The organism is Micromonospora sp. NPDC049275, assembly GCF_043197115.1.
GTDB lineage: Bacteria > Actinomycetota > Actinomycetes > Mycobacteriales > Micromonosporaceae > Micromonospora.
Genome location: NZ_JBICSN010000005.1, coordinates 462,472 through 475,077, shown reverse-complemented (window position 1 = coordinate 475,077; position 12,606 = coordinate 462,472). Strand labels below are relative to the sequence as shown.

At 74.7% G+C, this 12,606-nt stretch carries 13 protein-coding genes; 1 reads left to right on the top strand and 12 read right to left on the bottom strand.

What is annotated here, in order from left to right; all coding sequences use genetic code 11:
• The 3 genes from ACGFIE_RS19540 to hisD form a co-directional block, all read right to left on the bottom strand.
• Positions 1–599: imidazoleglycerol-phosphate dehydratase (locus tag ACGFIE_RS19540; protein WP_393296380.1), on the bottom strand; the 599-nt coding region annotated here is incomplete at its 3' end.
• On the bottom strand, positions 596–1,669 hold the full coding sequence (locus ACGFIE_RS19535) for a histidinol-phosphate transaminase (RefSeq protein ID WP_393296378.1): 1,074 nt from the start codon (positions 1,667–1,669) through the stop codon (positions 596–598). The genes ACGFIE_RS19535 and ACGFIE_RS19540, both read right to left, overlap by 4 nt.
• Positions 1,666–2,988 carry a histidinol dehydrogenase gene (hisD, locus tag ACGFIE_RS19530; protein WP_363682970.1) on the bottom strand — a complete coding sequence of 441 codons (1,323 nt, stop codon included), beginning with the start codon at positions 2,986–2,988 and terminating at the stop codon, positions 1,666–1,668. The genes ACGFIE_RS19535 and hisD overlap by 4 nt, the downstream gene beginning before the upstream one ends.
• Positions 2,989–3,094: 106 nt before the next feature.
• On the opposite strand from hisD, the gene ACGFIE_RS19525 reads away from it, so the two are divergent.
• Positions 3,095–3,799: an LON peptidase substrate-binding domain-containing protein gene (locus ACGFIE_RS19525; RefSeq protein ID WP_363682972.1), complete on the top strand. Its 705-nt coding sequence runs from the start codon at positions 3,095–3,097 to the stop codon at positions 3,797–3,799.
• Here the strand turns inward: ACGFIE_RS19525 and ACGFIE_RS19520 are convergent.
• The 9 genes from ACGFIE_RS19520 to ACGFIE_RS19480 all read right to left on the bottom strand — a co-directional run bounded on the left by ACGFIE_RS19520 (position 3,714) and on the right by ACGFIE_RS19480 (position 12,527).
• Positions 3,714–4,643 (bottom strand): DUF2567 domain-containing protein, encoded by a 930-nt coding sequence (locus tag ACGFIE_RS19520; RefSeq protein ID WP_393296376.1) that lies wholly within the window; start codon positions 4,641–4,643, stop codon positions 3,714–3,716. The genes ACGFIE_RS19525 and ACGFIE_RS19520 overlap by 86 nt on opposite strands.
• A gap of 56 nt (positions 4,644–4,699) precedes the next feature.
• A complete protein-coding gene (locus tag ACGFIE_RS19515) occupies positions 4,700–6,529 on the bottom strand; it encodes an AAA family ATPase (protein ID WP_393296374.1) in 1,830 nt (609 codons plus the stop codon).
• Between the two features lie 74 nt (positions 6,530–6,603).
• On the bottom strand, positions 6,604–7,632 hold the full coding sequence (locus ACGFIE_RS19510; RefSeq protein WP_393296372.1) for a hypothetical protein: 1,029 nt from the start codon (positions 7,630–7,632) through the stop codon (positions 6,604–6,606).
• Between the two features lie 42 nt (positions 7,633–7,674).
• Positions 7,675–8,619, bottom strand: a complete 945-nt coding sequence (locus ACGFIE_RS19505; RefSeq protein ID WP_393296370.1) for an RluA family pseudouridine synthase — start codon at positions 8,617–8,619, stop codon at positions 7,675–7,677.
• On the bottom strand, positions 8,616–9,230 hold the full coding sequence (gene lspA / locus ACGFIE_RS19500; protein ID WP_363682980.1) for a signal peptidase II: 615 nt from the start codon (positions 9,228–9,230) through the stop codon (positions 8,616–8,618). The genes ACGFIE_RS19505 and lspA overlap by 4 nt, the downstream gene beginning before the upstream one ends.
• A gap of 65 nt (positions 9,231–9,295) precedes the next feature.
• Complete coding sequence (locus ACGFIE_RS19495; protein ID WP_334561368.1) at positions 9,296–9,715, bottom strand: TraR/DksA C4-type zinc finger protein; 420 nt, start codon at positions 9,713–9,715, stop codon at positions 9,296–9,298.
• A gap of 223 nt (positions 9,716–9,938) precedes the next feature.
• Complete coding sequence (locus ACGFIE_RS19490) at positions 9,939–11,438, bottom strand: potassium/proton antiporter (protein WP_393296368.1); 1,500 nt, start codon at positions 11,436–11,438, stop codon at positions 9,939–9,941.
• A 22-nt stretch (positions 11,439–11,460) separates the two neighbouring features.
• A complete protein-coding gene (locus tag ACGFIE_RS19485; protein ID WP_393296367.1) occupies positions 11,461–11,772 on the bottom strand; it encodes a DUF167 domain-containing protein in 312 nt (103 codons plus the stop codon).
• Positions 11,773–11,777: 5 nt separating this feature from the next.
• On the bottom strand, positions 11,778–12,527 hold the full coding sequence (locus tag ACGFIE_RS19480) for a hypothetical protein (protein ID WP_393296365.1): 750 nt from the start codon (positions 12,525–12,527) through the stop codon (positions 11,778–11,780).
• Positions 12,528–12,606 lie beyond the last annotated feature (79 nt).

Below are 12,606 nucleotides of genomic sequence, written 5' to 3'. Positions count from 1 at the left end.
GGCGCGCCCCCCCCCCCCCCCCCCCCCCCCCGCCGCGGCCCGCCCCCCCCGCGCCCCCGCCCCCCCCCGCCCCCGCCCCCCCCCCCCCGCGGGGGGGGCGGGGGGGCCCCCCCCCCCCCCCCCCCCGCCCGCAGCACGTCGACGTGCAGGGTGATCCGGGCCGCCTGGCCGAACGACTCCCAGATGTGCCGGGTCATGCTTGTCGGATAGACAGGCCCGATGTACGGCGCCAGCACCGGCTCGTCGTGCACCACGTACGGCCGGCCGGACAGGTCCACCGCGGCCCGCACCAGCACCTCGTCCATCGGGACGGTCGCCGACCCGTACCGCCGGATGCCGGCCTTGTCGCCCAGCGCCTCGTCGAACGCGGCGCCCAGCGCGAGCGCCGTGTCCTCCATCGTGTGGTGCGCGTCGATCTCCAGGTCACCCACCGTACGCACGGTCAGGTCGTAGCCGCCGTGGCGGGCGATCTGGTTGAGCATGTGGTCGTAGAAGCCCACGCCGGTGCTGATCTCGGCGGCGCCGGTGCCGTCGAGATCGATCTCGACGAGGACCTTGGTCTCCTTGGTGATCCGCTCCACCCGGGCGGTCCGGCTCATGACAGTGTCTCCATCGCAGAAAGGAAGGCGTCGGTCTCGGCGGGGGTGCCGGCGGTCACCCGCAGCCAGCCGGGCAGACCGACGTCGCGGACCAGCACCCCCTGCTCCAGCAGGGCGCGCCAGGCGCCGCTCTGGTCGCCGCCGACCTCGAACAGCACGAAGTTCGCGTCGCTGTCGGCCACCCGCAGGCCGCGTCCGCGCAGCGTCGCGACGATCCGGTCCCGCTGTGCCATGATCGCGCTCACCGTACCCAGCAGAGCATCCCGGTGGGCGAGTGCCGCGCGGGCGGCGGCCTGGGTCAGTGCCGACAGGTGGTACGGAAGGCGGACCAGCTGCACCGCCCGCACCACCGCCGGGTCGGCGGCCAGGTAGCCCAGCCGGCCACCGGCGAAGCCGAACGCCTTGCTCATCGTGCGCGTGACCACCAGCCGCGGGTGACCGGGGAGCACCGCGAGGGCGCTTACCGTGCCCGGCCGGGCGAACTCGGCGTACGCCTCGTCGACGACCACCATGCCGGGCGCGACGTCGAGCACCGCGGCGACCACCGCCGGGGCCAGGGCCGTGCCGGTGGGGTTGTTCGGCGAGCAGAGGAAGACCACGTCGGGCCGGTGCGCGCGGACCTGAGCGACCGCCTCCTCGGCGGTCAACCCGAAGTCGACGCCGCGTTCGGCGGGCACCCACCGGGTGCCGGTGCCGAGGGCCAGCAGCGGGTGCATCGAGTACGCCGGCACGAAACCCAGCGCGGTGCGTCCCGGCCCGCCGAACGCCTGCAACAACTGCTGCTGGATCTCGTTGGAGCCGTTGGCCGCCCAGACGTGCTCGACGGTAAGGCCGTACCCCAGATAGTCGGCCAGGTCGGTGCGCAGCGCCACCGCGTCCCGGTCCGGATAGCGGTTCAGGTCGCGCAGCTCGGCCGCGAGCGCCTTGCCGATCGCGTCGACGACCGGCTCCGGCACCGGGTAGGAGTTCTCGTTGGTGTTGAGCCGCACCGCCACGTCGAGCTGCGGCGCCCCGTACGGCGACAGCCCGCGCAGGTCGTCGCGGATCGGCAGGTCGTCGAGCGAGGTCACGCCAACCCTCCCGGGAAGCGGGCCTGCACGGCCTGGCCGTGCGCCGGCAGGTCCTCCACGTTCGCCAGGGTGACCACGTGGGGGGCCACCTCGCGCAGCGCGGCCTCCGTGTACTCGATGAGGTGCACACCACGCAGGAACGACTGCACGGACAGCCCGGACGAGTGCCGGGCGCAGCCGCCGGTGGGCAGCACGTGGTTAGAGCCGGCGCAGTAGTCACCGAGCGACACCGGCGACCAGGCGCCCACGAAGATCGCCCCGGCGTTGCGCACCCGCAGCGCCCACTCCCGCGCGTCGACCGTCTGGATCTCCAGGTGCTCGGCCGCGTACGCGTCGACCACCCGCAGCCCCGCCTCGAGGTCGTCGACCAGGACCACGCCGCTCTGCTCGCCGGTCAGCGCCGTGGTCACCCGCTCGGCGTGCTTGGTGGCCGGCACCTGCCGGGCCAGCTCCCGCTCGACCGCCTCGACGAGCGCGACCGACGGGGTGACCAGCACGCTCGCCGCGAGTGGATCGTGCTCGGCCTGACTGATCAGGTCGGCGGCGACGTGCGCCGGGTCGGCGCTGTCGTCGGCAAGGATCGCGATCTCGGTCGGGCCGGCCTCGGCGTCGATGCCGACCACACCCCGCAGCAGCCGCTTGGCGGCGGTCACCCAGATGTTGCCCGGCCCGGTGACCAGGTCGACGGGATCGCACCGCAGCGCGCCCGTCGGGTCCACCGCGGCGCCGTACGCCAGCATCGCCACCGCCTGGGCGCCGCCCACGGCGTACACCTCGTCGACGCCGAGCAGCGCGCACGCGGCGAGCACCCGGGGGTCGGGCAGGCCGCCGTTGTCCTTCTGCGGCGGGCTGACCACCACCAGCGAGCGCACCCCGGCCGCCTGGGCCGGCACCACGTTCATCACCACCGTCGACGGGTACATCGCCAGGCCGCCGGGGACATAGAGGCCCACCCGGTCGACGGGCAGCCACCGCTCGGTGACCGTGCCGCCGGGCACCACCCGGGTCGTGTGGTCGGTGCGCCGTTGGTCGTCGTGCACCCGACGGGCGCGGGCGATCGACTCCAGCAGCGCGGCGCGCACGGCCGGGTCGAGCACCCCCTCGGCCTCGGCGATGGCCTCCACCGGCACCCGCAGCACCTCCGGCGAGATGCCGTCGAACCGCTCGCTGGCCTCCCGGATCGCCGGGTACCCATGCTCCCGGACCGCCTCGACGAGCGGCTTGATCCGCTCGACGGCCACCGACACGTCGAGCTGGGCACGGGGCAGCAGGCGGCGCGGGTCACCGAGACCGTCGCGCAGGTCGATCCGATTCAGCACCCTTGCGAGTCTAGGCGGCCCGCCCGGAGCCCACCCCAGCCGCCCGCTCGGCGGGACGGTGAGCCGGGCCACGCCGCCGCGGGCGCGATTGGTTAGGCTCGACCACGTGACCGCACGGCTGCCGGTGTTCCCGCTCGCAACGGTGCTCTTTCCCGGGTTGGTACTGCCGCTGCACATCTTCGAGGAGCGCTACCGGGCCCTGGTCCGGCACCTGGTCGACCTGCCCGAGGGCGCGTCCCGCGAGTTCGGGGTGGTGGCCATCCAGTCCGGCTGGGAGGTCGCGCCCGCCGGGCCCGGCGCCCGCTCGACGCCAGGCGTCGGCGACGTCACCCTGCACGAGGTGGGCTGCACCGCCGAGCTGCGCCAGGTCACCGAGCTGGCCGACGGTGGCTTCGACATCGTCACTGTCGGCCGGCGGCGGTTCCGCATCGCCGAGGTCGACGAGAGCACCGAGCCCTACCTGACCGCCGAGGTCGAGTGGCTGCCCGAGGCGGCCGGGTCCGACGAGGTGGCCGACCTGCTGGCCGCCCGGGTGATCGCGGTGTTCCGGCAGTACCTCGGGCTGATCCGGTCCGACCCGGAGGAGATCTCCGAGCAGCTTCCGGAGGACCCGACGGTGCTCTCGCACCTGGTGGCGGCCACCGCCGCGCTGACCGTTGACGACAGGCAGCGGCTGCTGGCGATCGACGACACCGCCGCCCGGCTCCGCGCCGAGCTGCGGCTGCTCAACCGCGAGGCGGCTCTGCTGCGCCAGGTGCGGGCGGTTCCGGTGCCGCTGTCGGAGCTGGCGTCCCCGCCGACACCCAACTGAAAGCCGCCGGGTCCGGCTCGGGCCGCAGGCCCGGCCACCGCGACCAGCCCGCCAGCAGGGTGTACGTGACCGCGGCGCCGAACGCCGGCAGCAGCAGGTTTCCGTGCGGCACCGGCACCACGCCGAGCAGCCAGTCGATTCCGCCGGCGCGCAGGTCGGCGGGCTTGGTGAACGCCTGTCCGGCCGGGGCGCTGTCCAGCAGCCGATCGAAGGTCGCCAGCCCGACCCGGCGCCCCACCTGCCAGGCCACCGGCGCGGCGGCGAGCGTGCCGAGCACCGCGCCGAGCAGACCGACCGGGCCGCGCCGGCGACGCAGCAGGAACCACAGGGCCAGCGCCGCGAGCACGCCGAAGGCCAGCCCGAGCAGGCTGAACCAGCCGTCGGCGGCGATCGGCTGCTCCGGCTGGGGATCGGCGTAGATCGCGCCCTCGGCGGTCTTGAGCACCGGGGTGTCCGGCGCGAGGACGGCCCAGAGCAGACCGAGCGGCCCGCCCAGCACGGCCAGGGCGACCACGACCCCGAGCACCGTCGTCACGGTCCGCAGCGGCCGGCGCGGCTCGTCGGGAGTCAGCTCCGCCTCGCCGGGGTACGCCGTCGGGGCCGCATCCTCGCCGGGGTACGCCGTCGGGACCGGACCCTCGCCGGGGTACGCCGTCGGGACCGGACCCTCGCCGGGGTACGCCGTCGAGGCGGCATCCTCGCCGGAGCCGTACCCGGACGGCGGCGCTGCGGGTGGCGGCACTGCCGACTCGCTCTCGGCGGGCGCCGCACCCGACGGTCGGGGTGTGGCGGGCCGGTCGGCGTCGTCGGCGTGCCGCTCAGGGTCGGGGTTGTCCGGGCTCACCCGATGATCCTCTCAGGCCCCGTGACGGGCCGGGGCGCCGGTGGCGGCGAACCAGCTCACCGGGCGAACGGCTCCGCCATCGCCGCGGCGGCGTGCAGCCACGCCTGCCGGGTCTCCGGCTGGAGCTGGTGGTACTCGATCGACGAGCCGGTCTCCAACGCCGGGTCGTACGGCACCACGGCCACCGCGCGGGTACGCGTGGCGAAGTGCCGCTCCAGGTCGTCCTGCAGGGGCGAGCGGCCGGGAGTGGGGCAGGAGATGAGGGTGACCGCGTTGTCGGCCAGCTCGCCCATGCCCTCCTCGTGCAGCAGGTCGAGCATCCAGTCGGCGCTGAACGCCGCGTCCTCGCGGGGCACGGTGGTCACCACCAACTGGTCGGCGGCCTGCATCACGGTGCGCCAGTTGGCGCTCTCCACGTTGTTGCCGGTGTCCACGCAGACCACGTCGTGCGTACGCCGCAGCAGTTCCAGCACCCGCTTGACTGTGAACTGGTCGAGCCGCTGGGCGAAGCGGGGGCTCTCCTCGCCGGCCAGCACGTCGTACGAGCCGTCGGAGGCGTGCCGCAGGTAGTCGTCCAGCCGCTCCAGCAGGGTCTCGCCCTCCAGGATCTCGATCTGGGCCAGGTCACCGATGAGGTGCCGGATGGTGCGCGCGTGCCGGGCGCTGCCGGCGCGCAGCCCCAGGGTGCCGCGCAGCTCGTTGTCGTCCCAGGCCAGCACACCCCGCCCGCGGACGCTGCCGACGGTGGCGGCGGCGAGCACCGTGGCGGTGGTCTTGTGCACCCCGCCCTTGGGGTTGGCGAACGCGAACACGCGAGGCGTGCCCAGATCGCGGCGGAGCACGCCTGTGGCGCGTTCCAGCTCCTGGTCGACGCCCTGTGGTCGCCACTCGATCCGGGCGGGGTAGCCGCGTTCGGCGAGGGCCGAGCCCGGTGCCGTGGCGATCGGCGGGGCGGGCGGCGGCGAGGCGGGCGGCGGCGAGGCGGGCGGCGGCGTGACAGGTGGCGGCGCGACCGCCGGGATCGGCGGGGTCGCCGGCGGCGCCTGCGTCGGGTAGCCGGTCTCCGGCTGGTAACCGGTCTCCAGCAGCGCGTACCGGGACTCCCCCGCCGGGTTGCCCTGCCGGTAGCCGTTGTCCAGGAGGGCGTAGCGCGACTCCGGCTCGGCCCGGCGCGACGGCGGCTCGGGCTCGGCCTGGTAACCCGGGTCGGCGCGGTACGTCGGCTCGGCCCGGTAACCCGGCTCGGCGCCGTAGGTCGGCTCGGCCCGGTAACCCGGCTCCGACCGGTATGTCGGCTCCGCGCGATGGTCCGGCTCCGCGCGGTAGTCCGGCTCGGCCCGGTACGAGGGCTCCGCCCGGTAGTCCGGCTCGCCGCGGTACGCCGGCTCGGCCCGGTAGTCCGGCTCCGACCGGTACGTCGGCTCCGACCGGTACGCCGGCTCGGCCCGGTAGTCCGGCTCGGATCGGTACGCCGGCTCGGCCCGGTAGTCCGGCTCCGACCGGTACGCCGGCTCCGCCCGATAGTCCGGCTCCGCCCGGTAGTCCGGCTCCGCCCGGTAGTCCGGCTCCGCCCGGTAGTCCGGCTCGGCACGGTAGGCGGGATCGACCCGGTAGGTCGCCTCGGCCCGGTAACCGGGCTCCTGGCCGTACGACAGATCGGCCGGATGCCCGATGGCCGACGCCCGCCCCGCGTAGCCGTTGGGGGCCGCGCGCCGCGGCAGTGGATCCGGCGGCGCCTCGTCGGCCCGGCGCTCGGGCTCGGGCTGCTCAGCGGCCCGGCCGCCCAGCCGGGCGCGGTCCAGCAATGCCCGCCACCTCGGCGCTGGTTCGGCCGGCCGGCCCCAGCCGGTCTCACTGCCCTCCACGGCCCGCCCTCCCAGCACCATCGATCTCTGTCTGACAGGCTACGAACCAAACCCTATTCGGACCACACCTGAGCACGCACACCACCCGGCGCAGATCACGACGGGGAGGGTGGCAGCAACCCGGCGCCTGTCGCGTCCGGGGAGGTGGTGACACTCGGCGGGGCCGCCTCGGTGGGCTCGGCCGAGCGCGACTCGGGTGACGGAATCGTTACGAGCGGTGCGGGTTCCGACGATTCGCCCATCGGCACCGGCGGCCTGGGCGTGCTCGGCGTCGACCAACCGCTCGCCACCGGCGTGGGCTGCGGACCCGGCCCGGTGTCGGCCGGCGGGCGGACCACGTCACGCTGCTCGGGCAGCGGCGGGTTGAAGACCGTACGGTCGAGGCGGTACACCTCGGGCGCCGGGTCGACGGCCCGCACGTCCGGACGGGAGGCGACGCCCCGCAGCACCGCCGGCGCCGCGCGCACCACCGCCGCGTAGACGCAGGCGCAGCCGGTGCGGTACGCCGCCGCCTCGGCGCTCGCCACGTCGGCGTCGGTGGCGTACCGCTCCCGCAGCTCGCGGTCGGCGGCGCCGGCGCCGCGCACCCCGGCGGCCCTGGTCCGGTAGTCGGCGGCCTCGCCGTCCTTGCGGGCGGCCACCCGCGCCATGCCGGCGACCACGTCGTCCGGCACCCGCAGGGCGGGGATCCGGACGATCTCGGTCTGCCGGCCGGGCAGCGGCACCCGTCCGAAGACCGTCGAGACCGACACGTCGCCGAGCACCGCGGGCAGCCGCTGCGGCGGCAGGTAGGCGTCGAGCACGACCAGGGCGTACGTCCCGTCCCCGGTGGCCGGGGCGGTCGCGCTCAGCGCGGCCAGGTCGGCCGCCGCCGAGCGCAGGTAGCCCGGGACGGAGTCGCCGTCGGCCACCCCGACGCGTGTCACCTCGCCCACCGTCCGGTCGCCCACCGGAGCGTCGTCGGTGGCCCAGACGGCGGTGCCCAGCACCGCCGCCGTGGAGAGCACGGCGGCCCAGGTGAGCACCCCGGAGCGCCCCGACCGGTCACCGAGACGGGCCACCGCCCGGGTCAGCGGCGGCAGCAGCCGTTGGTCCAGCTGCCGCAGCAGGTCGCCGGCGCGCACGGGCGGGATCCCCTCGTCGAATCGATGTCGGGTGGTCGCCGCTCAGTCACGCAGGATCTCAAGCGCACGTTCCAGATCGTCAGGGTAGTCGCTGACGAACCGGACCTCGTCCCCCGAACGGGGGTGCACAAAGCTCAGTTCGCGGGCGTGCAGCCACTGTCGGGCCAGGCCGAGTCGGGCCGAGAGGGTGGGATCGGCACCGTACGTGAGGTCACCCACGCAGGGGTGCCGCAGCGTGGAGAAGTGCACCCGGATCTGGTGCGTCCGGCCGGTCTCCAGCCGGACGTCGACCAGGCTGGCCGCCGGGAACGCCTCCAGCGTGTCGTAGTGGGTGATGCTCGGCTTGCCGCCGGACACCACCGCCCACCGGTAGTCGTGGGTGGGGTGCCTGTCGATCGGTGCGTCCACGGTGCCCCGCAGCGGGTCCAGATGCCCCTGCACCACCGCGTGGTAGCCCTTGTCCACCTCGCGGAACTTGAAGGCCCGCTTCAACGCCGTGTACGCCTGCTCGCTCTTGGCCACCACCATGATCCCCGTGGTGCCCACGTCGAGGCGGTGCACCACACCCTGACGCTCGGCGGCGCCGCTCGTGGAGATGCGGTGCCCGATCGCGGCGAGGGCGCCGATCACGGTCGGGCCGGTCCACCCCGGGCTGGGATGCGCGGCCACGCCCACGGGCTTGTCCACCACCACGATGTCGTCGTCGGCGTACACGACGCGCAGACCGGGCACCGCCTGCGGCACCACTGTCGGTGGGGCGACCGGGGCGGGCAGCGTGACGTCCAGCCAGGAGCCGGCCTTGACCTTGTGGGAGTTGGGCCGGGCAGCGCCGTCGACGAGGGCGTCGCCCGCGTCGACCAGGGCGGCGGCGGCGGTACGGGAGAGACCGAACAACCGGGACACCGCCTGGTCCAGGCGCATGCCGTCGAGGCCGTCGGGCACGGGCAGCGAACGGTGGTCGCCGCCGGCGGCGAACGCGGAGGTCATGCCCGCTCCCTCTGCTCGGCGTCGGCGGTGGCCTTCGCGTCGGCGGGGGCGCCGTCACGGCCGGCCCGCCGCCCGTCGCGCTGACGACCGGTCAGCTCCAACAACACGGCCAGCAGCACACCGCAGACCAGCGAGCTGTCGGCCAGGTTGAACACCGGGAAGTACTCGCCGTACGGCCCGAAGACGCTGATCATGTCGACCACGTGGCCGTGGAACGGGGCGGGCGCCCGGAAGATCCGGTCCATGAGGTTGCCCAGCGCGCCGCCGAGCACCAGGCCGAGGGAGATCGCCCACGGCAGGGACCGCAGCCGCAGCGCCATCCAGACGATCCAGCCGACCACACCGATGGTGATCAGGGGGAACACCCAGGTGTAGTTCGACCCGATGCTCCAGGCGGCGCCACTGTTGCGGGTCAGGCTCAGGTAGACCAGCCCGCCCAGCACCCGGACCGGCTCCCGGTCGGTGAGCGCGGCGAGCGCGAGGTGCTTGGTCACCAGGTCGGCCACCAGGGCCACCAGGGCCACCCCGGCGAGGATCGCGACGGCCCGGGGGCGGGGCTTGCCGCCGCCCGGGTCGGTGCGGCCGGGTTCGGCGGGCGGTGCTGCGGTCATGCGCTCCCCATCGAGGTGTCTCGGCGGTGATCGCTCACCGTCTCATCGCAGACGGGGAGCGGCCGTCAGCGCCGCTCCGCCAGCTGCTTGCACGTCACACACAGGGTGGCCGACGGGAAGGCGGCGAGGCGCTCGACCGGGATCGGGTTGCCGCACCGCTCGCACCAGCCGTAACCACCCTCGTCGAGGCGCTCGAGGGCGCGCTCGACCTGCGTGATCCGTTCCAGAATGCTGTTGGCGAGAGAGATCTCCTGCTCCCGCTCGAACGTCTTGGTGCCGGTGTCGGCCTGGTCGTCCCCGGCCGAGTCCGTCAACCGATCGCGCTGCAGCTCGGTGATCTCGCTCAGCGTCTGATCGTACTCGGCGCGAAGCTCGTCCCGCCGCGCCGCCAACGCCGCCCGGATCTTCTCGGTCTCCGCCGCGCTGCGGGTGGCCTTGGCCACCGGCTTGCGGCCGGCGGTCCTGGTGTCGGCTGGCTTCGCCATGGGTCGCTCCCTCGGCCGCGGAGCCGCGCGGTCGCGGCACCTGGTCAGGGGCGCCGACAAAGGCGTCCCCTGGGTACAAAAAGGGGCGCACGGCGACGATGGCCGCGCACTCCGGAGGTTGGCAAGAATACGGAACGTACAGGCGTCCGACAACGTGGCGCACCGTCGTACCACTCAACAGCCCCGAGCCCTGCCTAACTGGGGCAAAGGGAACGCTAGCAGATCAACGGTCCGCCTCATCCCCGTACTCGCCAAACCATCGGGCCAGCCGACCCCGTCGGCTGACCGCCCGCAGGCGCCGTTCGGTGGCGTCGCGTACCCCACCGGTGGCGACGATCAGCAGGCTGTCGCCGGTCTTCAGCCGGGTGTCCGGGCCGGGCACGAAGCCGACCCCGTCGCGCAGCACCAGGGTCACCGAGGCGCCCACCGGCAGCCGCAGCTCGTCGACGTGCACGCCGGCCAGTCGCGAGCCCTCCGGCACCTCAAGCTGGAGCAGGTCGGCCCGCATCCGCTCCAGCGGCGCGGTCTCCACGTGGATCTCGGTGGCCTCGGCCGGCGCGGTGGTCCCCAACCGGCGGGCGAACGGACCGAGCGTGCTGGTCTGCACCAGCGTGAAGATCACCACCAGTACGAAGACCGCGTCGAAGAGCCGCTCCGCGCCCGGCACCCGCTCCGAGAGCGGGATGGTGGCCAACACGATCGGCACCGCCCCCCGCAGCCCGGCCCAGGACAGGAACGCCTGCTCGCGCAGCCCGACCCGGAACGGCAACGCCGACACGGCCACCGACAGCGGCCGGGCCAGCAGCACCAGCGCCAGACCGGCGACCACCGCCGGCAGCACCGCCGCGTCCAACCGGCCCGGCGAGACCAGCAAGCCGAGCAGCACGAACAGCCCGATCTGGGCGAGCCACGCCAGCCCGTCGGCGAAGCCGAGGATCGCCCGCCGGTGCGACAGCCGGGCGTTGCCCAGCAGCACCCCGGCCACGTAGACGGCGAGGAAGCCCGAGGCGTGCAGCACGGCGCCGGCGGCGTACGCCAGGACGGTGATGCCCACCGCGGCGATCGGGTACAGCCCGGCGGACGGCAGCGCGGCCCGGCGCAGCGCCCACGTGCCGGCGACGCCCGCACCGACGCCCACCGCCGCGCCGACACCCAGCTCGTAGCAGACCAGCCCGACCTCGTACCACCACGGATGCGACCAGCCCTCGTGCGACAGCAGCACCACCAGCAGCACCACCGGGGCGTCGTTCATGCCCGACTCGGCCTCCAGCGTTGCCGTCAGCCGCGGCGGCAGCCGCAGCCGGCGCAGGGTGGCGAACACGGCCGCCGCGTCGGTGGAGGAGAGCACCGCGCCGTAGAGCAACGCCAGCCGCCAGTCCAGACCCAGCAACAGGTGTACGGCGATGCCGACCACCACGATGCTGACGACAACGCCCACCGTGGAGAGGGCGGAGGCCAGCCCGAGGACCGGGCGCAGCGTGCTCCAGCGTGCGGTCAGGCCGCCCTCGGCGATGATCACGATCAGCGCGCAGAAGCCGAGGGTCCGGGTCAACTCGACGTCGTCGAAGCGGATGCCCAGCCCGGCCTCGCCGATCGCCACGCCGAGCGCCAGGTAGACAAGCAGGCTCGGCACCCCGAGGCGACTGGAGAGCCGGACGGCACCGACCGCCACCAGCAGCACCGCCGCGCCGAGCAACAGCGCGATGTCCAGCCCGGGAGTCACTGTTGCCGGGCCCGGGGGGTCCTCACCCTGCGGATCCGTCGCGCAGTCGGTGCAGCACGTCGGTCAGCTCGGGGGCGGGCCGGTCGACGAGGAACAGCTTGTCCCGGCTGGCCGCGCCGGTGCGCAACGACACCGTTGCGGCCCGGACGCCCAACGCGTCGGCGAGGGCGCGGCGGGCCGCCTCGGTCGCACGGCCGTCCACAGCCGGAGCGTGGACCGCGATCATCAGGGCGGGGCCGTGCGGGCCGTCGAAGCGGCCGCCAACGGTGGTGCGGGAGGCGCCGGGCTTCACCCGTACCGCCACGGTGAGCGCGTCCTGCGGGGGCACGGGCACCGCGCTCAGATCGGCCGGGCGTCGGTGAGCAGGGCGGTGGCCGGCGCGCACGCGGAGCACGGCGTGAAGCCCAGCTCGACGGCCTCGGCGACCGGAAGGGTCTCGGGCACCCGGCCGGCCAGGTGCGGGCACCCGGCCAGGTGGTAGCGGGGTCGCCCGTCCACCACCTCGACGGGGTCGGGCAGCCGGGAGACCCGGGCCGCCTCGGCGGGGGTGATCGGTTGCTCGGTCGGCTCGTCGGCCAGGGCGTCGGCGGCCGTCGCGTCGGAGGCGTACGCCTCGTCGCCCCGGGACACGGTGGGCGATGCGGGGCTGACGGGCGAGGAGCGTGACCCGCCGTCGGCCGGCCTCACGAACGGCGCCTCGGGCTCGTACGGCGAGGCCGCATCGTACGGCGAGGCCGCGTCGGGGTCGGACGGCGGCTCGGGTGGTTGCCGCCACCCGGTGCCGCCGTTACCGACACTCGATGGTACGTGCTGGACCGGCACATCCGGCTCGGCCAGCGGTGGACCGTACGCGAAACCCGGCTCGGCCTGGCTGGCCCCGCGGAATGTCGCGCGGTCCCGCGGACCGGTCCGACCGGGATCCGCCGTCGCGCGGTTGGCGGCTGCCTGGCGGGCGCCCACCACCAACGCCACGGCGGCCAGCAGACTGGCCGCGATGGAAATGGTCAACAGAACGCTGGAGCCACCGGCCAGACCGAACACCAGCAGCACCACAGCGACGAGGATGAGCAGAAGACTCGCAACTATCACGGCTCACCCCCGCCGCGTCGTACCGTCCGAGCGGGGCCGGCGACCGTCACCATCTGCGGACAGCGATCGCCGGCCGGTG

Bases quoted from the DNA above. Each gene is read 5' to 3' on its own strand.
- ACGFIE_RS19515 (WP_393296374.1), bottom strand. From the start codon at position 6,529: ATGGTGCTGGGAGGGCGGGCCGTGGAGGGCAGTGAGACCGGCTGGGGC.
- ACGFIE_RS19505 (WP_393296370.1), bottom strand. From the start codon at position 8,619: ATGACCTCCGCGTTCGCCGCCGGCGGCGACCACCGTTCGCTGCCCGTG.
- lspA (WP_363682980.1), bottom strand. From the start codon at position 9,230: ATGACCGCAGCACCGCCCGCCGAACCCGGCCGCACCGACCCGGGCGGC.
- ACGFIE_RS19495 (WP_334561368.1), bottom strand. From the start codon at position 9,715: ATGGCGAAGCCAGCCGACACCAGGACCGCCGGCCGCAAGCCGGTGGCC.